The sequence below is a fragment of the Roseobacter sp. EG26 genome, from assembly GCF_049830555.1.
Classification (GTDB): Bacteria; Pseudomonadota; Alphaproteobacteria; order Rhodobacterales; family Rhodobacteraceae; genus Roseobacter.
The window spans coordinates 214,121-234,730 of the sequence record NZ_JBNBLH010000003.1 but is presented as its reverse complement, the minus strand read 5'-3'; the positions used below and the strand labels follow the sequence as shown (position 1 = coordinate 234,730).

21 protein-coding genes are annotated in these 20,610 nt (G+C 59.3%); all 21 read right to left on the bottom strand.

All coding sequences use genetic code 11. From position 1 onward, the window contains the following. Window positions 1-17: 17 nt before the first annotated feature. On the bottom strand, window positions 18-362 hold the full coding sequence (gene paaB / locus ACOTTU_RS09015; RefSeq protein WP_425657471.1) for a 1,2-phenylacetyl-CoA epoxidase subunit PaaB: 345 nt from the start codon (window positions 360-362) through the stop codon (window positions 18-20). A gap of 5 nt (window positions 363-367) precedes the next feature. Next, on the bottom strand, window positions 368-1,360 hold the full coding sequence (gene paaA, locus ACOTTU_RS09010) for a 1,2-phenylacetyl-CoA epoxidase subunit PaaA (protein WP_425657469.1): 993 nt from the start codon (window positions 1,358-1,360) through the stop codon (window positions 368-370). Between the two features lie 3 nt (window positions 1,361-1,363). Next, the gene (gene pcaF, locus ACOTTU_RS09005) at window positions 1,364-2,566 is read right to left on the bottom strand and encodes a 3-oxoadipyl-CoA thiolase (protein ID WP_425657467.1); all 1,203 of its coding nucleotides are present in this window, start codon (window positions 2,564-2,566) and stop codon (window positions 1,364-1,366) included. A gap of 109 nt (window positions 2,567-2,675) precedes the next feature. Next, window positions 2,676-3,395 carry a hypothetical protein gene (locus ACOTTU_RS09000; protein WP_425657466.1) on the bottom strand — a complete coding sequence of 240 codons (720 nt, stop codon included), beginning with the start codon at window positions 3,393-3,395 and terminating at the stop codon, window positions 2,676-2,678. A 238-nt stretch (window positions 3,396-3,633) separates the two neighbouring features. Continuing rightward, window positions 3,634-4,773 (bottom strand): Gfo/Idh/MocA family protein, encoded by a 1,140-nt coding sequence (locus ACOTTU_RS08995; RefSeq protein ID WP_425657465.1) that lies wholly within the window; start codon window positions 4,771-4,773, stop codon window positions 3,634-3,636. Window positions 4,774-4,775: 2 nt separating this feature from the next. Next, complete coding sequence (locus tag ACOTTU_RS08990; RefSeq protein WP_425657463.1) at window positions 4,776-5,828, bottom strand: sugar phosphate isomerase/epimerase family protein; 1,053 nt, start codon at window positions 5,826-5,828, stop codon at window positions 4,776-4,778. A 1-nt stretch (window position 5,829) separates the two neighbouring features. Beyond that, window positions 5,830-6,906, bottom strand: a complete 1,077-nt coding sequence (locus ACOTTU_RS08985) for a LacI family DNA-binding transcriptional regulator (protein ID WP_425657461.1) — start codon at window positions 6,904-6,906, stop codon at window positions 5,830-5,832. 11 nt (window positions 6,907-6,917) lie between these two features. Continuing rightward, a complete protein-coding gene (locus tag ACOTTU_RS08980) occupies window positions 6,918-8,549 on the bottom strand; it encodes a dihydroxyacetone kinase subunit DhaK (RefSeq protein ID WP_425657459.1) in 1,632 nt (543 codons plus the stop codon). 13 nt (window positions 8,550-8,562) lie between these two features. After that, on the bottom strand, window positions 8,563-9,558 hold the full coding sequence (locus ACOTTU_RS08975) for an ABC transporter ATP-binding protein (RefSeq protein ID WP_425657457.1): 996 nt from the start codon (window positions 9,556-9,558) through the stop codon (window positions 8,563-8,565). Then, window positions 9,551-10,648 carry an ABC transporter ATP-binding protein gene (locus ACOTTU_RS08970; RefSeq protein WP_425657456.1) on the bottom strand — a complete coding sequence of 366 codons (1,098 nt, stop codon included), beginning with the start codon at window positions 10,646-10,648 and terminating at the stop codon, window positions 9,551-9,553. The genes ACOTTU_RS08975 and ACOTTU_RS08970 overlap by 8 nt, the downstream gene beginning before the upstream one ends. 4 nt (window positions 10,649-10,652) lie before the next feature. Beyond that, entirely contained in the window at window positions 10,653-10,841 is a 189-nt protein-coding gene (locus ACOTTU_RS08965; protein ID WP_298915912.1) for a hypothetical protein, read from the bottom strand. Window positions 10,842-10,935: 94 nt separating this feature from the next. Then, window positions 10,936-11,877, bottom strand: coding sequence for a carbohydrate ABC transporter permease (locus ACOTTU_RS08960; protein ID WP_298915910.1), 942 nt, complete (start codon window positions 11,875-11,877; stop codon window positions 10,936-10,938). Window positions 11,878-12,019: 142 nt separating this feature from the next. After that, complete coding sequence (locus ACOTTU_RS08955; RefSeq protein ID WP_425657454.1) at window positions 12,020-12,967, bottom strand: carbohydrate ABC transporter permease; 948 nt, start codon at window positions 12,965-12,967, stop codon at window positions 12,020-12,022. A gap of 95 nt (window positions 12,968-13,062) precedes the next feature. Further along, a complete protein-coding gene (locus ACOTTU_RS08950) occupies window positions 13,063-14,382 on the bottom strand; it encodes an ABC transporter substrate-binding protein (protein WP_425657453.1) in 1,320 nt (439 codons plus the stop codon). Window positions 14,383-14,584: 202 nt separating this feature from the next. Then, window positions 14,585-15,478, bottom strand: coding sequence for a DMT family transporter (locus tag ACOTTU_RS08945; RefSeq protein ID WP_425657451.1), 894 nt, complete (start codon window positions 15,476-15,478; stop codon window positions 14,585-14,587). A gap of 82 nt (window positions 15,479-15,560) precedes the next feature. After that, the gene (gene arfB / locus ACOTTU_RS08940) at window positions 15,561-15,983 is read right to left on the bottom strand and encodes an alternative ribosome rescue aminoacyl-tRNA hydrolase ArfB (protein ID WP_425657450.1); all 423 of its coding nucleotides are present in this window, start codon (window positions 15,981-15,983) and stop codon (window positions 15,561-15,563) included. 9 nt (window positions 15,984-15,992) lie between these two features. After that, window positions 15,993-16,352 carry a VOC family protein gene (locus ACOTTU_RS08935; protein WP_425657448.1) on the bottom strand — a complete coding sequence of 120 codons (360 nt, stop codon included), beginning with the start codon at window positions 16,350-16,352 and terminating at the stop codon, window positions 15,993-15,995. Between the two features lie 268 nt (window positions 16,353-16,620). Further along, window positions 16,621-17,241 (bottom strand): queuosine precursor transporter, encoded by a 621-nt coding sequence (locus ACOTTU_RS08930; protein ID WP_425657446.1) that lies wholly within the window; start codon window positions 17,239-17,241, stop codon window positions 16,621-16,623. Between the two features lie 87 nt (window positions 17,242-17,328). Beyond that, entirely contained in the window at window positions 17,329-18,246 is a 918-nt protein-coding gene (locus tag ACOTTU_RS08925) for an esterase-like activity of phytase family protein (RefSeq protein ID WP_425657445.1), read from the bottom strand. After that, complete coding sequence (mepA, locus tag ACOTTU_RS08920) at window positions 18,225-19,154, bottom strand: penicillin-insensitive murein endopeptidase (RefSeq protein ID WP_425657443.1); 930 nt, start codon at window positions 19,152-19,154, stop codon at window positions 18,225-18,227. Before mepA ends, ACOTTU_RS08925 begins: the two co-directional genes overlap by 22 nt. Continuing rightward, entirely contained in the window at window positions 19,151-20,518 is a 1,368-nt protein-coding gene (locus tag ACOTTU_RS08915; protein WP_425657441.1) for an MFS transporter, read from the bottom strand. The genes mepA and ACOTTU_RS08915 overlap by 4 nt, the downstream gene beginning before the upstream one ends. Between the last annotated feature and the right edge of the window lie 92 nt (window positions 20,519-20,610).

The following is a 20,610-nucleotide window of genomic DNA, read 5'->3' as shown; positions in this document are numbered from 1 at the left end:
TTCGAACAGAGGATCGCTCACATTGCACCTACGTCATCGGGGATGTCAAAGAACGTCGGATGGCGGTACACTTTGTCATTGGAGGGGTCGTAGAGCGGACCTTTTTCCTCCGGGCTGGAAGCGGCGATTGCGCTGGCCTCAACGACCCAGATGCTGACCCCTTCGTTGCGCCGGGTATAGACGTCCCGAGCGTTTTTGATGGCACTTTGCGCGTCAGCCGCATGGAGCGAGCCCACATGTCGGTGGCTTAACCCATGTTGGCCGCGAATGAAAACCTCCCACAGGGGCCATTCAGTTGCCCGTGGTTTGCCATGTGGTGCGGCTTCGGTGCCATCGTATGATCCGGATTCCGGGCTGCTCATGTCACCTACTCCGCTGCCATGTTGCGTGATCGTTCTTTCTGCGCGTGGGCCAGAAGACCCTCCCGCACCCAACGCCCGTCATCCCAGGCTTTGTTGCGCGCCTCCATCCGGTCGCGAGAACACGGACCATTGCCTTGCAACACGTCGAAAAACTCATCCCAATCCGGTTCCGAAAAGTCATAAGACCCGCGTTCTTCGTTCCACTTCAGATGCTCGTCGGGGATTTTCAGGCCCAGATACTCCGCTTGCGGCACGGTCTGGTCCACAAATTTCTGGCGCAGCTCATCGTTTGTGTTCATCTTGATCTTCCATGCCATCGACTGGGCCGAATGAACGGATTCCGCGTCTGATGGGCCGAACATCATCAAGGACGGATACCAGAAACGATTGAGCGCATCCTGCGCCATCTCGCGCTGCGCTTGCGTCCCATTTGCCATCTTCATCATGATGTCGAAGCCCTGCCGCTGGTGGAACGATTCCTCTTTGCAAATGCGCACCATGGCGCGGGCGTAAGGTCCATAGGACGTCCGCTGCAAGGGCACCTGATTCATGATGGCGGCCCCGTCGACCAGCCAGCCAACCGCGCCCATATCCGCCCATGTCAGGGTCGGATAGTTGAAGATCGAAGAGTATTTCATCTTGCCGGTCAGCAGGTCGCGCGTCAGTTGATCGCGGCTCACGCCCAGCGTTTCAGCGGCGCAGTAAAGGTAGAGACCGTGGCCCGCTTCATCCTGAACCTTGGCCAGCAAAATTGCTTTACGTTCCAAAGTCGGCGCACGGGTGATCCAGTTGCCTTCCGGGAGTTGCCCGACGATTTCCGAATGCGCGTGTTGGCCGATCTGCCGGATCAGTGTTTTGCGGTAGCCTTCGGGCATCCAATCCTTGGGCTCGATCTTGCCGCCTGCGTTGATGCGCTCCTGAAACGCGCGCTCTTCCGGGTCCATTTCATCAAGCGATTTCACGCCTTTTCCGGTCGATTTGATCATCTGTGCATACATGGTTCAAACCCTTTCAAGGATGAGCGCGACACCTTGCCCGACACCGACGCACATGGTGCAAAGCGCATAGCGTCCACCCGAGCGTTTCAACTGATAGGCGGCGGTCATGACCAATCGCGCGCCGGACATGCCCAGGGGATGCCCGATCGCAATGGCACCGCCGTTGGCGTTTACATGGGCCGCGTCGTCAGGAACACCAAGCGCGCGTAAGGTTGCCAGGCCCTGCGAAGCGAAAGCCTCGTTCAATTCTATCACATCCATCTGATCAATGCTCAGATTGGCGCGAGACAGCACTTTTTGGCATGCGGGGACCGGGCCGATACCCATGACCCGAGGGGCCACACCGGCTGCTGACATCGCAACAATGCGGGCCATCGGCGTCAGCCCGTGTTCTTGCGCGGCCTCTTCAGAGGCGATCAACAATGCGGCCGCCCCGTCGTTTACGCCTGAGGCGTTTCCCGCCGTAACTGTATGATCGGGGCCGTTTATGCCACGTAGTTTTTCCAGCTTTTCAATGTTGGTGCCCGGTCGCGGGTGCTCGTCGCGGTCCACGACAATCGCATCCCCCTTGCGTTGGGGGATGGTGACCGGTGCGATCTCTTCGGCAAAAACGCCCGCTTGATCCGCCGCCGCCCATCGCGCCTGACTGCGCGCGGCAAAGGCGTCCTGATCCGCCCGGCTGATCTGATGATCATCGGCCACATTATCAGCTGTCTGCGGCATGGAATCGATGCCATAGGCCGCTTTCATCTTCGGGTTGACAAACCGCCAGCCGATGGTCGTGTCAAAGACTTCAGTGCTGCGGGAAAACGCGGTGTCGGCTTTCGGCATCACAAAGGGTGCGCGGCTCATGCTTTCGACGCCGCCAGCGATTGCGAGGTCCATGTCACCGGCCCGGATGGCACGCGCTGCCTGTCCCACAGCATCCATCCCGGAGGCGCAGAGACGGTTGATGGTTGATCCCGGCACCTCGATGGGTAGTCCGGCCAGCAGTGGGGCCATGCGCGCAACGTTCCGGTTGTCTTCGCCCGCTTGATTGGCACAACCCAGAATAACGTCATCGACGCGGGCCCAATCGACCGATCGGTTGCGTGACATCAGAGCGGCTATTGGAATCGCCGCGAGGTCATCGGCGCGCACAGAAGACAGACTGCCACCGTAGCGTCCAATAGGTGTCCGCTGTGCATCGCAAATGAAAGCCTGCATATATGAGTGTCCTCCGGGGTTTGGAGGACACTATTTCATGGTGGGATTCGTTTCAACAGAAATGTTACCGTTGATAGATCACAGTCAAATTTTCGTAACGCTTTCTGGTTCAGGTTTTTCCCCGGGCGCTTTCGAACAGAGCGCGAAGCGTTTTGCCGCCCAATTCCTGCATCAGGTCATCTGCGGTGTTTGCTTCTGACAGCAATGACTTCTGATTTTCAGATATTCGAATGGTGTCTGCATTGCGCACTGCTGCTTTGATATCTTCAACCGATCTTTGTACGGTGCGACAGATACCGCAGAGCCGCGTGACACGACCTGCGCTGTCATCAGTAAACAACCCCTGATCCCGCGCCGCTTCAAACATGGAAACCAGATTTTGCAACTGCATGTCCGCCAGCGATGAAAAGAAGCGGATATTGTCGAAAGTGATGCGGTTGCCTTCGGCGTAACGGTCGCTGGTAATCTGGAACGCGGTGCCAATCACCCGGTCACCGCCTGAGCCAAGTGGAACATGCTGCAGCGATGTATCCCAATGCTGGAGACCCTTTGGCATCGTCAGGGTTTCAAAATAGCGCAGGTCACGATGCATGTCAGCGCATTGAGCGTATTTTCCAATGACGCTTTGCGCTTCGGATTGTGGCAAGAGTTCGCGAATTTCAATATCGCGCATGCTGGCAGTGGAAAGCCCTGATGCCTTGGCATGCGCCTCGTTGGTACAAATTATTTTAAAGTCATCTTGGGCGCTGCTGCGCTCTGCCGCAAACATCGGCACAGAAAACTGGTCAAAAAGAGCCGCAAGTTGATCTGCGGAATGAGTATCAAACATTTTACCTCACCAAAGTTAAAAGAGGAAAATGCCTGATGTCTCTTTCGAAGAGGTTTCTGGAAAAATGGGGTTTTTAAGAGAGTTTTATAGGTTCATCCTGGCCGGTTAGGTGAATACGTCGTCGACTTCAAGATTATCATAATATATTCAAAAGGTTGCCGGCCTTGGCGTTTCCATGACGGGCAACATTTTCCGATTTGTAAACAGTTTGTTCATGACTTGGCATGAAGGCAGCGTGTTATTCCGGCAATACCACCCATGCCGCGTTTCGCGCGGACGAGCGCACGCAGGCGTCTACAAATTGCATGCCGCGCAACCCATCATGCACAGTTGGGTATGTCGCCTCGGACGCTGGCGTCGTTCCTGAGCGGTGCGCCACGATGGCGTCTGCCGCTTCGCTGTAAATATTCGCGAAGCCTTCAAGGTATCCTTCCGGATGGCCGGGCGGGACGCGGCTCATGCGTGCAGCGGCGTCTCCGGCCCCAGCCCCGTTCCGGGTGATCAGACGTTTGGGCTCACCAAAGGGCGTATGCCATAACTGGTTGGGATTTTCCTGAGCCCATTCCAGCCCGCCTTTTTCGCCGTAAACGCGTAGGCGCAGCGCATTTTCATTGCCGGGCGCGACCTGACTGGACCATAACATCCCGCGCGCGCCGCCCTTGAACCGCAGCATGACATGCGCATTGTCATCCAACTGACGGCCCGACACAAATGCCTGCAAGTCCGCAGCAAGGCTTTCGACCGTCAGACCGGTTACAAAACAGGCAAGATTATGGGCATGGGTGCCGATATCACCCGTCGATCCGCCCGCGCCGGACTGTGCCGGGTCGGTTCGCCAGGCCGCCTGCTTGAAATCCTCATGTTTGGTTAGCCAGTCCTGCGGATACTCCACCTGCACCACACGGATGGCCCCAAGTTCACCCTGCGCCACCATTTCGCGCGCCTGCCGGACCAGCGGATAGCCGGTGTAGTTATGGGTCAGGACAAACAGCGCATCGGAAGCTTCGGCAGCTTTCACCATCTTGCGCGCATCGGCCATTGAGGACGTGAGCGGCTTGTCGCAGATCACATGGATGCCGCGTTTGAGAAACTCGCGCGCCGCGGCAAAATGGACATGGTTCGGCGTCACGATCGCCACCGCTTCAATGCCGTTTTTCAGGCGGGCTTCGCGGATCGCCATTTGTTTGAAATCATCATAGATGCGGTCTTCGGGCAGTCCGAGCGCTTCACCCGATGCACGGGCTTTTTCCGGGGTCGAGGACAAGGCCCCTGCCACAAGCTCATAGCGGTCATCGAGCCGCGCGGCGATGCGGTGTACGGCCCCGATAAAGGCGTCATTGCCGCCGCCAACCATGCCCAAACGAATGCGATTGCTCATATTTATATCCCCAGCATCTTGCGGTTTGCGGCCTCATCCGTGCCGCCATCTGCGAAGTCGTCAAAGGCGCGTTCGGTCACTCGGATGATGTGATCGCGAACGAACTCAGCACCCTCGCGCGCGCCGTCCTCGGGGTGCTTCAGGCAGCATTCCCATTCGACCACGGCCCATCCGTCAAAATCATTGGCCGCCATTTTGGAGAAGATCGCCGCGAAATCCACCTGTCCATCGCCCAACGAGCGGAAGCGCCCGGCACGGTCAACCCAGGACTGATAGCCGCCATAAACGCCCTGTCGGCCCGTTGGATTGAACTCCGCATCCTTGACATGAAACATCTTGATCCGCTCGGCGTAGATGTCGATGTGATCGAGGTAATCGAGACATTGCAGCACGAAATGCGACGGATCATAGAGCATGTTGCAGCGCGCATGATTGTCGACACGCTCAAGAAACATCTCGAAAGTGACCCCGTCGTGCAGGTCTTCGCCGGGGTGGATTTCATAACAGATGTTCACATCATTGGCGTCTGCGTGATCCAGGATCGGGCGCCACCGTTTCGCCAATTCGTCAAAGGCGGTCTCGACCAGACCCGCAGGGCGTTGCGGCCAGGGGTAGATATAGGGCCATGCGAGCGCGCCGGAGAAAGACACGTGGTTCTTGATCCCCATGTTGGCAGAGGCGGAAATCGCCTTCATGACCTGATCGACGGCCCATGCCTGACGCGCCTGCGGATCACCATGCACCGACGGATCAGCAAAGCCGTCAAACCCGGCATCATAAGCGGGGTGAACGGCCACGAGCTGGCCCTGCAAATGGGTCGAAAGCTCCGTGACCTCAATGCCATTGGCCGCAGCATGCCCTTTGAACTCGTCGCAATAGGTTTTAGAGCCGGCGGCCTTTTCCAGATCGAAAAGACGCGCATCCCAACTGGGCACCTGAACTCCTTTGTAACCGCAGTCTGCGGCCCATTTCGTAATCGCGTCCCATGAATTGAAAGGCGCGTCATCGCCTGCGAATTGCGCCAGAAAGAGCGCCGGTCCTTTGATCGTCTTCATCTTAATCTCCCTGTTGGCCGCCGCGATCTGGCGGCAGATTTTCTTTGAGGTAAACGTCGATCCGGATGCGTTCCTGCGCTGGATTGATCGGCACGTTGTCACTATGCGCCCGCATGATGCGGACAGCACTGCGGATCAAATGACCGGAATCCTGACTGATCACCGCGTCAAAGCGTTCGTCTTTCAACGCGGCGCGCGACAGGGGTGTCAGTTCATGGGCGATGATCACGGGCGGCTTTGCCTGTGGATGGTTCTGCAGGTGCCGCACCAGACCGGCATTGCCTGCGGCCGACGAATAGATGCCCAGAATGTTGCGGTCGGTATCAAAGGCGCGGGGCAACAGGCGCTCGATCAGATCAGGATCGTCGCGCCCTTCGAGCGATGCCATGATGTTGAGATTGGGAAAATCGCGCGCCATGACCTCATCAAAACCCAGCCTGCGTTCGAGGTGATCCCGCGCGAGCATGGAGCCGGTCAGCACGAGGACCTCACCTGTTACCGGCCCCAGGAAACGACCCATCAGCTGTGCGGCGGTCCGCCCGGCGGCGATATTGTCGATGCCCACGTAGGTATTGCGTTCAGAGCTTGGGATATCCGCCACCAGCGAGACAACCGATACCCCGTGGCCGCGAAGTTTCGATATGCTGTCCCGCACGGACGGCGTTTCCGGACCAAAAATCGCAACGCCATCAACATCGCCGGGGTCAATCGCGTCAATGGCATCCGCCAGCGCCATCGGGTCAAACGCTGGCACACGGATATGCGAAATTCGTGTGCGCTCGCGCTTCAGGCCCTGCGACAGGTCGGCGATCTGTTCCTGCAGCAATTCCACAAATTCATTATTGGTCGCGGGCAGAATAAAGAGGAACCGGTAGATGCGGCCACGGGCAAGATTGGCGGCAGCGGTGTCGCGCACATATCCCAGATGCGCGATGGCGCGGTTCACCTTTTCGACGGTCACTTTGCGCACACCCGGACGTTCATTCAGAACCCGGTCCACGGTCGCAAGGCTGACCTGCGCGACACGGGCAATGTCGTTTACGGTTGGGTTCAAAGGGGTGTCGCGACTGACCTTCATTTCTCTGGCCGTTATCCTTTCAACGCGGTGGCCAGCCCCTCAAAGAGCCGCGCCACTGCTTCGGCTCCCGGATCATTGTGACCAATCAGATTTTCCTCCGGCACATAGGAGGCCCGACCGGCCTTAGCCCGGCCCATGGCCGCTGTACCGTCAGCGCCCTGCCGGGCTGCCAATGCTGCGGCATCGACGCCTTGGGGCAGGGTTTCCAAAGCTGGTTTCAACGCATCGATCATTGTGCGGTCACCCTGTTGCGCGCCACCCACCTCGCTGATGCGCTGCAACCCGGCCAGCAGGGCCTCTGGCGTGGGCGTTCCATTGGCGCAGGCATCGCCGGTTGCGCTGAAAAAGATCGCAAGGATCACGCCCGACGAGCCGCCCATGGTCTGACTGAGCTCATTCCCGATCGCGCGGAAAAGCTGCGTCAGATCAGCCAGTGGCATACGGTCCATCGACCCTTTCAACGCACGCGCAGCGGTGGCCAGTGTGCTGCCCGTGTCACCGTCGCCGGATTTTGCATCCAACACATTGAGGTCACTTTCCGCCGCAATCAGCAGATCGCAACAGGTGTCGATCAGCGCGCGGGTTTTGGGGTTTTCCGACGGGATCGGCTTGATCGGGCTCAACCCGTCCGGCAAGGGCTTGACCGAAACCGGCGACAACAGCGTCAGGCCCGGCCAGTCCGGCAAGGGAATGTCCCGCGCCAATGCGGCTTGTCTGTCCTCGGTCAGAGGCAGCAGGGATACCGAAAACCCATGCATATCCAGTGACGTCATGAGAGGCGCTGGTCCGATGATCGCTTTGATCCCTTTGGCTTTTTCCGAAGACGCCAGAGCCTGCGCCAGCACCGCCATTTCCAGCGGCGTCGTGGAGCCGAGATTGTTCAGCAGAGCAACGCAGTCCTGACCCGCGACATGAGGCACCAACTTGTCGAGCACCATGTCCATGGCCGATACCGCCCCTTCGAAAGCCACTTGTTGCACGCCCGCTTCGCCGTGAATCCCAAGCCCCAATTCCGCCATGCCAGCCGCGATCCGGTCTTCTTTTGTCGAGCCGGGAACGGTGCAGGTGTCCAGCGACGTCCCGATGGAAGCCATATCCCGCACCGCGGTTTCGGCGGCGTCGGAAACGGTTTCCAGATCGGCCCCGTCTTCGGCCAGCGCGCCTGCGATCTTGTGTACGAAGAGTGTCCCTGCGACACCACGCGCCTGCGGCAGATCGGGCAGGGCAATGTCATCGTCTACCACGACCATGGCGACCTTGAGCCCGAAGGCGCGTGCGCGTTCCGCAGCCAGACCAAAATTCAGCCGGTCGCCGGTGTAGTTTTTCACGATCAGCAAACAGCCCGCTTCGCCGGTGACGGCAAGGATGCCTGCAAGCACCGCGTCCACCGACGGCGAGGCGAAGACCTCCCCGCAGACGGCTGCCGTCAACATGCCCTTGCCCACGAAACCCGCATGTGCCGGTTCATGGCCGGACCCGCCGCCCGAGATCAGTGCGACACGTGACTTTTCCCAATCGCTGCGGCACACGACCTTGATATGGGGGTAGCCATCAAGGCGGTAGAGCCTGCCTCCGGAACTGGCCAGCAGCCCGTCGATTGCATCTGTGACCAGCGTGTCCTTGCCATTGATGAATTGCGCCATGTCTCTCCCCTTTTCAGTAAATTCTGTCGCCGGAGGCGTCAAAACACAGCGGATCGCGCGGTGTTATGTCGACCTCATGTCCCGGCTGATAGTCCGCGTGCGGGTCTGCCAGCGTAATGATTTCGTGCCCGTCAAGACGCAGGTGCAGTCGCGTATGATCGCCCAGATGTTCGACGCGGCCCACCTGCGCGGCACGCCCTTCACCTTGCGTGACATGTTCCGGTCTGAGCCCGATCTGATGCGCGCCTTTGGGGGCTTTGCCAAAGAGATCACCCGGCAAGATGTTGATGCGCGGCTGGCCAAGGCGCGAAGCGACATAGACGGAATTGGGGTTCTCGTAGATGTCGCGCGGGGTGCCGAACTGCACCAACCTGCCCTGATCCAACACGCCCACATGGGTGGCCATGGTCATCGCCTCGATCTGATCGTGCGTCACATAGAGGATTGTCGCGCCAAGGCTGGCCTGAATGCGTTTCAGCTCGATCCGAAGATCGGTGCGCAGCTTGGCGTCGAGCGAACTCAGCGGTTCGTCCATCAGATAGACCTGCGGTTCCCGCACCAAGGCCCGCCCGATGGAGACGCGCTGCATTTCGCCCCCCGATAATTCGGTGGCCTTGTTGTCCAGTTTATGGGTGATCTGAAGCACGCGCGCCACCTCTGCCACCTTGTGGGTGATCTCTTCGGCGGTGGTATTGAGGATTGGGGATTTCAGCGGAAAGGCCAGATTTTCGCGCACTGACAGATGCGGATAGAGCGAATATTGCTGGAAGACCATGGCCACGTCACGCTGCGCCGGGGTTTCCTCATTGACCCTGCGCCCGCCGATGAAAACCTCCCCCCGGTCGAGCTTTTCCAACCCGGAAATCAGACGCAGGGTTGTTGTCTTTCCGGCACCCGTTGGCCCCAGTAGCACGACAAATGCGCCATCCGGGATGGTCATGTCGATGCCTGCGACACCAACCGTGCTGCCGAAGGATTTGGACACATCCTTGAGGACAACTTCAGCCATGGGCGAGCACCCCTTCATTCAACTCGGACCGCAACGCGCGGCCGGAGGTTTCGTCAAAAAGCGTGATGGTGTCGGGCCGGAAATCCAGACCGATCTTCTCTCCCACTGTGGCCACCTGCCCCGCAGGAACGCGGGCCTTCAGGTCGCCGTCGGGCGTCTCCAGCGTGATGATCTGGGTGGTGCCCAGATACTCGGTGGCCAGTACTTCCCCCCGGTATGCGTCCGCATCGTTCAGGCGCACATGTTCAGGCCGCACGCCAAAAACCAACTTGCCGGACGCCCCGTCGATCTGGCGCGGCACGGTCATGGGTTGGCCATTCAAATCAACGGTTTGCGCCCCTTTCGCAACGGAGCCGTCAAAGCGCAGAAAGTTCATCGACGGCGAGCCGATGAAGTCGGCGACAAACATCGTGGCGGGCTTGTCATAGATCTCCTGCGGGGTGCCGAACTGTTCGACCACGGCGTTGTTCATCACCACGATCTTGTCGCCCATCTGCATGGCTTCCAACTGGTCGTGGGTCACGTAGACGGTGGTGGCGCCCATGCGGTCGTGCAGGGCGCGCAGCTCTTCGGACATGTGCTCGCGGAACTCTGCATCCAGCGCACCTAAGGGTTCGTCCATCATGAAGGCCTTGGGGTCGCGCACGATGGCCCGGCCCAGAGCCACCCGCTGACGGTCACCCCCCGACAGACCGCCCACGGGTTTGTTCAGAATATCGGTGATCCCGAGGATGCCCGCGACCTCCTCGACCTTGGCCTTGACGGCAGCGCGCGCCATGCCCTGAGAGACCAGCGGATAGCTGAGGTTCTTGCGCACGTTCATATGCGGGTAGAGCGCGAACATCTGAAAAACGAAGGCGATGTCGCGCTGGCTGGGTGGGCGCTGGCTGATCTCTTCACCATCGAGGTAGATCTCTCCGGCGGTGGGCAGCTCAAGCCCCGCGATCATCCGCAGGGTGGTGGTCTTGCCGCAGCCGGAGGGACCCAGCAGCATGAAGAACTCGCCGTCCTCGATGGTGAAACTCGACTCCTTCACAGCCGTGAAATCGCCGAATTCCTTGCGCAGATTTTTGATGATGATCTGGGCCACTGGGCTACTCCGGAAAGTGGCTGACGATGATGAACATCACCGTGCCGACAAGTGTGGTGATGAAGGAATAGGTGAAGGCCCACATCACGAAAGGCTGCATCAGCATGAAGACCCCAAGCGCGATGAGAATGGTGGCGACCATCTCCCAGGGGCCGCGTCTGAGGCGTAACAGACCGGAGAAGAAATTGCTCATCTCGGACCCTCCAAAGGCCGGTATGATCCGCGTGCACAACCTGTGCACCGTCTGTGCACCGCTTTGGTGCATATGGGAAAATCGCGAGACAGGATCATTTGCGCACCGCTCCGAAGGTAATGCCGCGCAACAGGTGTTTGCGCAGGGCGACGGTGAAGATCATCACCGGCAGCAGGAAGATCGTGGCCCCTGCCGCGACGGCGGGCCAGTCGAGGCCGCCGACGCCGATGATGGTCGGGATGAATGGCGGCGCTGTCTGGGCCGTGCCGGAGGTCAGCAGCACCGCAAAGGCATATTCGTTCCAGGCAAAGATCAGACAGAAGATCGCGGTCGACGCGATGCCGGTGGCGGCCTGGGGCAGCACGACCTTGTAGAAGGCCTGAAACCTTGTGTAGCCGTCGATCAGCGCGGCCTCTTCATACTCGCGGGGGATTTCGTCGATGAAGCCTTTGAGCAGCCAGACGGCCAGCGAAATATTGACCGCCGTATAGAGCAGGATCATGCCCAGATGTGTGTCCGAGAGGCCCAACTGCCGGTACATCAGAAAGATCGGGATGGCCACAGCGATGGGGGGCATCATCCTTGTGCTGAGGATGAAGAACAGCAGGTCGTCGGCCAGCGGGATTTTGAACCGAGAGAAGGCATAGGCCGCGAGGGTACCGAGCACGATGCTGAGGAAGGTGGAGCCAAAGCCGATGATCACCGAATTGAGGAACCGCTCGCCGAATTTCGAGGGGCCTGCGATGACCATGTCGCGTTCGCGCACGATCTCTTCGTACCAGGTGTCGGGTGGTGGCAGGGCGTCGAGCGCTTCCTGCCCAATGCGCGTGCGGGTGGTAAAGAGGTTCACGTAGCCTTCGAGAGAGGGTTCAAAGAACACCTTGGGCGGGTAGGAAATGCTGTCGGGCGGGGTCTTGAACCCGGTGAGCATGATCCATGCCAGCGGCACCATGGTGATGAGCGCGTAGAGGATGACCAATGTGCCGGCAAACCACTTGCTGCGCTGGCTGGGTTCGGTGACGGAAAAGCTGCTCATGAGGTGGCACCCTGTTTCCGAGGCACCGGCCCGGTGGGAACCGCCGGGCAGCGCCCGAGCCTGGGAGGGCGCTTCACGCCCCCCCAGGCTCGGGCGCTGCCCTCAGCGCAGGCGATTTCGGTGCAAAGCCAGTCGTTCATCATCACCGCTCCTTCACCTTGTTCAGTGCTTTCACATAGATGCTGGCCAGACCGAACACCGTCACAAAGAGGATGATCGCATAGGCCGAGGCATAGCCCGTGCGCCATTTCTCGAAAGCCTCGCGTTTGAGGTTGATCGAGGTGAGTTCCGTCGTCGACCCCGGCCCGCCGCCGGTCAGTTGCACCACCAGATCGAACATCTTGAAATTCTCGATGCCACGGAACAGCACCGCCAGCATCAGAAAGGGCAACACCATGGGAATGGTGATGGTAAAGAACTGCCGCAGCTTGGAGGCGCGGTCGATCTCGGCAGCCTCATAGATATAGTCGGGGATGCTTCGCAGCCCGGCGAGACAAATGAGCATGACAAAGGGCGTCCACATCCAGGTATCCACAATCACAATGGACCAGGGGGCCAGATCCACCGACCCCAGCATCTCAAAGCTGGAGGGATCCTTGCCGGTGAAAAAGGCCACGATGTAGTTGAAAAGCCCGATCTGCGGTTGATAGAGAAACTTCCAGAAGTTGCCGACTACTGCAGGCGACAGCATCATCGGCAGCACGATGATGGTGGTCCAGAGGTCATTGCCCCTGAATTTTTTGTTGATCAGATAGGCCAGCGTAAAGCCGATGAGCACCTGAAAGAAGATCGTCCAGAAGAGGAAATGCGCCGTGGCCTGCATGTTCAGCCAGATGTCGCTGTCCGTCAGGATGCGTTCGTAATTGCGCAGGCCCACGTTCTTGATTTCGCGCCCGGCGCGGTTGGCCTTGAAGTCGGTGAAGCTGAGCCTGATCGTCCAGATCAGCGGAAAGATGTTGATCGCCAACAGCAAAAAGATCGTCGGCCCGACAAATATCCAGGCAATGGCGCGGTCACTCAGCCCGCGGATCTTGCGCGCAACGCTGGGCGGTGTGGCCTGCGCGGCTCGGGAAAGAGGGGTCTCGGTCATCAGGCGCATCTTTCCTGACGCAAGACGGCCCGAAGGCACGCCTTGCGGTGTGAGATTTCCGTAAGGTGGGCTTCAGGCCACCTCGCCGGATGGGTTCAGAGCTTGCCTTCGTCCTCGAAGACTTCGGTCCAATCCTCGATCAGCTTGTCCAGCGCCTCCTTGGCGGTGCCCTGATCGGCCACGATGTAGTCGTGCATGCGTTTCTGCATGGCGATCAGAAGTTCCGCATAGGCTGGCTCCTGCCAGAAATCCTGCACGGCCCCCATGGCTTCGAGGAAATCACCGGCAAAGGGTGCTGACGCCGGAAAATCCGGGCTTTCCAGCACGGCCTTATGCGCGGAATAGCCGCCCAGATCCCACCATTTCTGCTGGACAGCCGGGTCCGCGAACCACTTGATGTACTCAAGCGCCGCATCCTGCTTGTCGGAATAGGCCACAACGGAAATGCCCTGCCCGCCCAATGTGGAGCCTTCCTGATTTTGCGGCGGGTTCACAAAGAAATCGATCTTTTCGCCGCCCGTGTCAGGGTCCGCGTAAAGACCGGGGAAAAAGGCAAACCAGTTCATCGCCATGGCGACCTGACCGGATTTGAACGCGTCGAGCGATTCGCCCATGTAGGAGTTCGTATAGCCCGGCGGCGTCGCCGTTTCATAGAATTCCTTATAGAATTCAAGTGCTTCCACGGCCTCTGGTGAGTTTACGGCGCCTTCCATATCATAGGAACCGGGCGTGTTTTCATATTTGAAACCCCAGGGATAAAGCGCGCCGGTGACGCCCATGGTGATGCCTTCGGAGCCACGTTCGGTGAAGATGGCCGCGCCATAAACGGTCTGGCCGTCAATCTCGCGGCCTTGGAAAAACTGCGCGATTTCCAGCAGTTCCTTTTGCGATTTGGGTTCCGCCAGATCGCGGCCCGTGGCTTCCTTGAAAGCGGCCTTGATGTCGTCGCGGCCAAACCAGTCCTTGCGATAGAACCAGCCATTGGCGTCCCCCATGGCGGGCAGCGCGTAGTAATTCGGCGTCCCCTTGGGCCAGGTCGAATAGGCGTAGACGGTCGCATCAGCGAAATCATCCATGGAGATGCCCGCGCTGTCGAAGAAATCGTTGAGCTTGACGTAATGACCGTTCTCCGCCCCGCCACCGATCCACTGGCTGTCGCCGATCAGCACGTCGCAAAGCTTGCCGCCGGAGTTCAATTCGTTGAGCATGCGGTCCGCAAAATTCGGCCATGGAATAAATTCAAAGCTCATCGTGTGCCCGGACTGGGCCTCAAATTCCTTGCTGAGCTCGACCAGCGCGTTCGCCGGGTCCCATGCGGCCCAGCAGAGCGTCAGATCATCCGCCTGCGCCGAGGCGCCAAAACCCGCGGCGACAAGGCTCAATGCGCTGACCGTTGTCAGTTTCGAATATGTCATGTGATTCCTCCCTAAGTGTCCTCCGACCGGTTGAAACGATTCGGATTTCAGACAGGTGAAGGCTAAATGAGGGGCGTACCTCATGTCGAATGATTTTTGAGGGGCGTACCTCGAAAACATACGCAATCACCTGATTTATAAAAGAAACATTTCTTGTACAGCCTGAAAATCAGGTGGTTTTCAGCGACCCGCAAAGGCCGGATCAGGCGCTGCGGTGCCGCAAACGCCGCTCGCGCCAGACAATCATCAACCCGCCAAATGCCACCAGAATGGCGCCGGGAAAGAGCTCTTCCCAGGGGGCTTCGTCAAAGAAAATCCAGCCCAGAACAAAGGCCATGGGGATGCCGAAATAGCTGAACGGGGCCAGATTGCTTTGTTCGGTCATGCGGTAGGAAACCACCAGAAACAACACCGCCGTGCCGCCAAATCCGCCCATTGCGAGGATCCATCCGATATCGCTGATCTGTGCCAGCGGGCTGAACCCGCCGGTCACAAACACCAGAGCCAACGCGCCCATCGCCGCCACGCCGGTGGAGTAGAGATTGATCAGCGCCGAGGGCACATCGTCATCCATCATCCGCGCCGTGACACCGGCCAATGCGTAAAGCAGGGCGGAGATCAGCGGCAAGAGCGCTGCCGGTGTAAAGGCATCGCTGCCGGGTTTGACGATCAGCATGACGCCCGCAAACCCGATGAGCACCGCCCCCCAACGCAACAGGCCCACCTTTTCGCCCAGAAGCGGCACGGCAAGCGCCGTCATGAACAGGGCATTGGCATAGGTGATCGAACTGGCCGTGGCAAAGCTGAGCAACCCCAGCGACATGTAAAAGGTGAACTGCGCAAAGGTCAGAATGACACCGCGCGCCATGGCAAGCGGCCATTGACGCACGCGTATCCGCCGCCCCGCAGCACGCCAGGCCGATGACGACCAAAGGACAATCGCCGACGGGATCAGACCACAGAAATTACGATAGGCAGACAGCTCGGCGGCTGAATAATCCGCAGACAAATACTTGATCACCAAGCCCATCAGATCGAACAGCAACAGGGCAACCAGAGAGTAAACGATGGCCAATGTGGTGCGGTTGGGGAGCATGAAACCTCGGTTCTGATGACCGGCACCCTAGCCAAAAGCGCGGCACTCACCAGCCCTTTCGGGGAAACCGGCCTCGCGGGCTTCAGCTTTCGGGGTCCACGCGCCCGCGCATTGCCTTGACCTCTCCACGCACTTTCTTGGCTTTGAGACGCCGCTTTTTCGACCCTAACGTGGGCTTTGTCGCGATCCGTCGCTTGGGGGCAACCAATGCCTTTCGGATCAGTTCCGCCAGACGTGTCCGCACGATATCACGGTTGCGCGCCTGACTTCGGGTCTCATCACATTGCAGAACCAGCGCGCCATCGGTGGTCCAGCGGCGCCCGGCAAGACGTTTCAGCCGGGTCTTCACCGGCCCGGGCAGGGATGGTGAACGCGCAGCCTCGAACCGCAACTCCACTGCTGAGGACACTTTGTTCACGTTCTGACCGCCGGGGCCGGAAGCACGCATGAAGCTCTCGGTCAGTTCCCAGTCCTGGAGTGCGATATCATCGTTGATCTGCAACATGCGCCCATCCTACTCCGTTGAAAAGCGCCCCGAAACACTGACGGAATTGCCTGATGGGTCCTTTGCATTGGCAAAAACATAGCCATCGCCGCTGTGCAAGGGGCCGAATGCCAGGCCGCGCTCTTTGCTCTGCGCGCAAAAGGCTTCGACATCTGCGACGGTGAACACCAGTTTGACCGTGGCCTGACCTTGCCTTTGACCCTTCGCTGCTTTGTGCAGGAGCAACCGCGTACCGGTGCCTGGAGGCCGCAATTCGACGATGCGGTCGCCGCCGGTGTCGTGCCGCGTATAACCGAAATGGGTGCTATAGAACGCGACAGTTTCATCGATCTTTGATGTATAGAGGATCAGGCTGGTGAGTTCCGGCATGGTCTTTCCCAATTGACTACGAAAAAGGGCCGCACGGTGACATGCGGCCCAATCGAATGGTTTTAGGAGGGGGATCGGTTAGACCGAAATCCACTCAGGAGTTCTGCCCGTCAAGGGCTGCCTCAGCAGGCGACCTCCAAAGCTGTTCCGACACCTCGCTCCAATACCTTTCTTGACACTGGATCACCTCCTTTACCTATCTGTTGACGTTGCAGGAATCGTCGCACAGGTTTCGAAAATCACCAAGCTTTTTTTCGTTAACGCGGGGTCAATGCGCGGGTGTGAGCCGGGCTGTAATCACGCGGAAGGGGATGAGAGCCAGAAGCGCCAGCGACAGTTTGACCATCCAGTCGGCCACAGCCAGCGAGACCCACAAGGGCGCGGCAGGGCCAAAACCCAAGAGGGGCAGAACCTCACCGGCCCAGGACACGTCATTGCCAGGCTCGATCCACATGAGGCTCGCGGAAAAGGCGATGGTGAAGAAAAGGGCGGTGTCCAGCGTGCTGCCGATCAGCGTCGAGGCCAGCGGCGCGCGCCACCATTTGCCGCTCCGGAGGGCTGCAAAGACCGATACGTCAATCAGTTGCGCGGTCAGGAAGGCCAGACCAGAGCCTATCGCGATGCGCAGGGTCACAAGCGGGCCGAATTCGCCGATGATCTGTGTGCCGATAAGCGAACAAATGATGCCCACCACAAAGCCCACGAAGACAACGCGGCGCGCGGCGGAGGCGCCGTAGACACGGTTCATTACATCCGTAACCAGAAAAGCCAGCGGATAGGTGAAAGCCCCCCAGGTCAGCCATTGGCCGAAGAGAAACTGCACAAGAATGTTGGAGGCAACCACGATGGCAGCCATGGCAAGAATGCCGGGAAGGTAAGCGCGTGTCATAAGATGATCCGTTTTGGCAAGGGTGCGGCACTTGGTCTGACGAGGCCAGACGGGCGCTCTTTAGGCCCAAAATCCGGCCTGTGCAAGTCAATCCTTGAGGACGTACTCAACGATATCGGTGTGCAGAATGGGCAGAAAATTGTCGTCCGATATCATGGTCAGCCGCGTCCGACCTGTATCATCCTGCCAAACTGATAGCCCTTCGAGATTGCCGTGATGCCGATGAGGTGTTTCCAGCAGCGTCTCGATATTCTCAAAGCCCGCGTCGGTTACGGTCATGCGGCGGATGCGGCTGCGAAATCCGAACCAGACAAAGGACCGTTCCAGCAGATAAAACTGCCCATCCGGCCCAAAATCGCCCCCAACGGGCAGGTAGCCCTCATCCAGCGGCAATGTGAACGCCTGAGACCAGCGCCCTTTCTCGTGGCGGCGGTAGACAAGGGCCTCGCGGGCACCGCGCGCCACACCTTCGGGGATCGAGAACAGTGTTCCCTGAGCGTCAATGGCGACGAGTTCGAGCCCCTTGTTGCTGCCCAACGCCCGCCATGCACGGGTATAGGAGGGCCATTCCGCGGGGCTGTCCCATGTATTGTAGCGCAGGATTCTATCCGCGAATTCAAAGGATACGAACAACCTACCTTTGTGATCGAGCGCCAATCCTTCGGCGTCGTTGTAGGGTCCGTCGCGCGTTTCCCCAAAGCGATCGACAAGTGGCTTGGCGGTAGTAACCTGGGCGTCGGTAATTTGATCGTTTTTGCGGGTGAGAGTCCCCCGCGCGAGAAATCCTCTGTCGGTCACAGCAAAGAAGTCCCGGCCGTTAGCGCCCAGCTCGAAGCCCGAAAATCCTCCGAACCACGGGGCATCATGACGCCACCTGTGCGTTGAAAGATGTTGGGCGGGCTGGGCTGAGGGTGCCACATCTGGCGGCTGAGGCAGCGGGTGGAATGCGAAGATCGGGGCGATGGCCAGAAGGCCGATTGCGGCTACTGCAATACTGCGGCGCATTGTTGGGGCAGGTCCGCCAGCAGGATTTCGCGTTTGGGTTTGGGTTTCGGTGCGTTCGGATCGGGTGGTGGCGGGTTCAGGATGTTGTTGACCCAGGCCTGCGCATCGGCACAGCCGTCACCCGCAGGGGGCGGGTTTTGGTTGACGCAGCCTTTCGCGCCGGCCGGGCAAGAGAGCCGCACGTGGAAATGATAGTGATGCCCGTACCAGGGCCTGATCTTGCGCAGCCAACTGCGATCCCCCTTGGCGTCGTTGCACATCTGCACCTTGGCACCGGGAAAGATGAAAATCCGCGCCACACGTGGGTCGGAAGCGGCAGCTTTGAGGATTTCATGATGCGCGGGCGTCCAGTTTTCATTCACGAAGGCCCCCTTGTTGCGCCGCATGGAGATGGACGAAATGCTTTCGCGTTGGGCGGCAGAAAGCGACAGATTGTCCGCCGGGCGCAGCCAGATATCCGCATCCAGACCGATCTGGTGACTGGCGTGCCCAGTCAGCATCGGCCCCCCGCGCGGCTGGCTCAAATCCCCTACGTAGAGACCGTTCCAACCCGGTTGCCGGGCGGCTTTGGCGCTGAGCCTGCGGACAAAATCAACCGTTTCCGGATGTGCCCAGTTGCGATTGCGCGACAGCCGCATCGCCTGCCATGTGGGCCCGGATTCCGCCAGCCGCTCTGACCCTGCAAGACACCCTTTTGCGTAACTGCCGAAGGGGGCCGGGGCGCTGGGCGAGCCTGAGGTTTCCGCTCCGAAAAGCTGTCGCGCCGGTTGCTTGCTTTTCGTGTGACCGGAGGTGCCAATGGTCGGCAGGATCACCGATGCCGTCTGCTGTGACTGCGGCGTGCCGTCCGAACAGGCAGCAAGACCCAGACCCAGAACAACGGCGGTGGCTAACTGGCGGAGTTTCATGTCACAAAATCCCCTTTCGGTTTGACCCATGCTAACAGGATGAGGCCCAGAATAAACAGCCCTGCGACGGGGGTGATGCCCATCCGCTGACTGCCGCTCAAATCGCTGGCCAGGGCGATGAGGGCCGGTGCGATGAAGGAGGTGGCCTTGCCGGAAAGCGCATAAAGCCCGAAAGCTTCGGTCATGCGTTCGGGATTGGCCTGATGGGTGAGCATGTTGCGCGATGACGCCTGTAGCACGCCGCCTGCCGCCCCGATCAAAGCACCCGCCACAAAGAAGGTGATGTCCGGGACGGGCGAGCCGTCGGCCAGCCCGATGCCCAGCACGGAGGTGGGCGTGAGCGAGATGATCAGCCCGGAAGTCAGGATCAGGAGGATGCAACAGGTCACGATCACCGGCATAGGGCCGATGCGCCGGTCGATACGGCCCCCCACCCAGCAAAAAACCGCGCCACTGATGGCCGCGACGATCCCGAAAATGCCAATGTCGATGATCGACCAGTTCAGCACACCCAGCGCATAAATGCCGCCGAAAGTGTAAAGCCCGTTGAGCGCATCGCGGTAGAACATCGACGAGCCGAGATAGGCCAGAAGCGAGGGGTGTTGCGGCAGCCCTTTGAGCGTTTGCAGCAGATCGCGCATCCCCTTGCCGAGCCTGTAGGGGCTTTTTTGCGGGCCGGGTCTGTCGCGGATGTAGAGAAAGAAGGGGATCATGAAGAGGGCGAACCACAGCGCGGTGAGCGGGCCCACGATGCGCGTATCGGCCCCTGTTGCCGGGTCGAGCCCGAAGAGCGGTGTCAGCCCGATCATGGTGCGCCCGCTGTCGCCTGCCTGAAAAAACCCGATCATCACGATCAGCGCGATCACCCCGCCCAGATAGCCAAAGGCCCAGCCAGAGCCTGATATGCGGCCACGTTCCTCTTTGCTGCTGTCCAGTTCCGGCAGGTAGGAATTGGTGAAGATGGTGGCAAATTCCATCCCGATGAGACCCAGGCCGAATAAGAAAAGCGCCCGGAGCACGGAGAAATCCGCAGGCGCCGTCCACCACAAGCCGCCTGCGCCGACCACATAGAGCGTTGAGAAAAGCCAGATCCATGGCAAACGTCTGCCGGAACTGTCGGCCACCGCACCTAGCACCGGGGCCAGAAGCGCAATGGCAATGCCTGCCGCTGTCAGCCCGTAACCCCAATAAGCCTGTGCCTGCGCCTTGGCGGCCTCCGCTGTCATACCGTCCGCGACAAGGGCTGCGGTCGCGGTCTGTGCGAAATAGGGCCCGAAGATGAAGGTCAGCAACAAGGTATTATAGGGCTGGCTGGCCCAGTCGAAAAAGTACCACCCCCAGATGCGTTTTCGCGGGCTGATCATGGATGTGCCTGTATCACTGCTTTGAAAAAGTTAGATCAGTCCGGGGCGGAGGAGGCAAGTGAAGCTTTGGGATCCATCAACCATGCAGCAGC

Excerpts from the sequence above, each read along its gene's own strand:
- paaB (WP_425657471.1), bottom strand. The coding sequence starts at position 362 with ATGAGCAGCCCGGAATCCGGATCATACGATGGCACCGAAGCCGCACCA.
- paaA (WP_425657469.1), bottom strand. The coding sequence starts at position 1,360 with ATGTATGCACAGATGATCAAATCGACCGGAAAAGGCGTGAAATCGCTT.
- pcaF (WP_425657467.1), bottom strand. The coding sequence starts at position 2,566 with ATGCAGGCTTTCATTTGCGATGCACAGCGGACACCTATTGGACGCTAC.
- ACOTTU_RS09000 (WP_425657466.1), bottom strand. The coding sequence starts at position 3,395 with ATGTTTGATACTCATTCCGCAGATCAACTTGCGGCTCTTTTTGACCAG.
- ACOTTU_RS08995 (WP_425657465.1), bottom strand. The coding sequence starts at position 4,773 with ATGAGCAATCGCATTCGTTTGGGCATGGTTGGCGGCGGCAATGACGCC.
- ACOTTU_RS08990 (WP_425657463.1), bottom strand. The coding sequence starts at position 5,828 with ATGAAGACGATCAAAGGACCGGCGCTCTTTCTGGCGCAATTCGCAGGC.
- ACOTTU_RS08985 (WP_425657461.1), bottom strand. The coding sequence starts at position 6,906 with ATGAAGGTCAGTCGCGACACCCCTTTGAACCCAACCGTAAACGACATT.
- ACOTTU_RS08980 (WP_425657459.1), bottom strand. The coding sequence starts at position 8,549 with ATGGCGCAATTCATCAATGGCAAGGACACGCTGGTCACAGATGCAATC.
- ACOTTU_RS08975 (WP_425657457.1), bottom strand. The coding sequence starts at position 9,558 with ATGGCTGAAGTTGTCCTCAAGGATGTGTCCAAATCCTTCGGCAGCACG.
- ACOTTU_RS08965 (WP_298915912.1), bottom strand. The coding sequence starts at position 10,841 with ATGAGCAATTTCTTCTCCGGTCTGTTACGCCTCAGACGCGGCCCCTGG.
- ACOTTU_RS08960 (WP_298915910.1), bottom strand. The coding sequence starts at position 11,877 with ATGAGCAGCTTTTCCGTCACCGAACCCAGCCAGCGCAGCAAGTGGTTT.
- ACOTTU_RS08955 (WP_425657454.1), bottom strand. The coding sequence starts at position 12,967 with ATGACCGAGACCCCTCTTTCCCGAGCCGCGCAGGCCACACCGCCCAGC.
- ACOTTU_RS08950 (WP_425657453.1), bottom strand. The coding sequence starts at position 14,382 with ATGACATATTCGAAACTGACAACGGTCAGCGCATTGAGCCTTGTCGCC.
- ACOTTU_RS08945 (WP_425657451.1), bottom strand. The coding sequence starts at position 15,478 with ATGCTCCCCAACCGCACCACATTGGCCATCGTTTACTCTCTGGTTGCC.
- arfB (WP_425657450.1), bottom strand. The coding sequence starts at position 15,983 with ATGTTGCAGATCAACGATGATATCGCACTCCAGGACTGGGAACTGACC.
- ACOTTU_RS08935 (WP_425657448.1), bottom strand. The coding sequence starts at position 16,352 with ATGCCGGAACTCACCAGCCTGATCCTCTATACATCAAAGATCGATGAA.
- ACOTTU_RS08930 (WP_425657446.1), bottom strand. The coding sequence starts at position 17,241 with ATGACACGCGCTTACCTTCCCGGCATTCTTGCCATGGCTGCCATCGTG.
- ACOTTU_RS08925 (WP_425657445.1), bottom strand. The coding sequence starts at position 18,246 with ATGCGCCGCAGTATTGCAGTAGCCGCAATCGGCCTTCTGGCCATCGCC.
- mepA (WP_425657443.1), bottom strand. The coding sequence starts at position 19,154 with ATGAAACTCCGCCAGTTAGCCACCGCCGTTGTTCTGGGTCTGGGTCTT.
- ACOTTU_RS08915 (WP_425657441.1), bottom strand. The coding sequence starts at position 20,518 with ATGATCAGCCCGCGAAAACGCATCTGGGGGTGGTACTTTTTCGACTGG.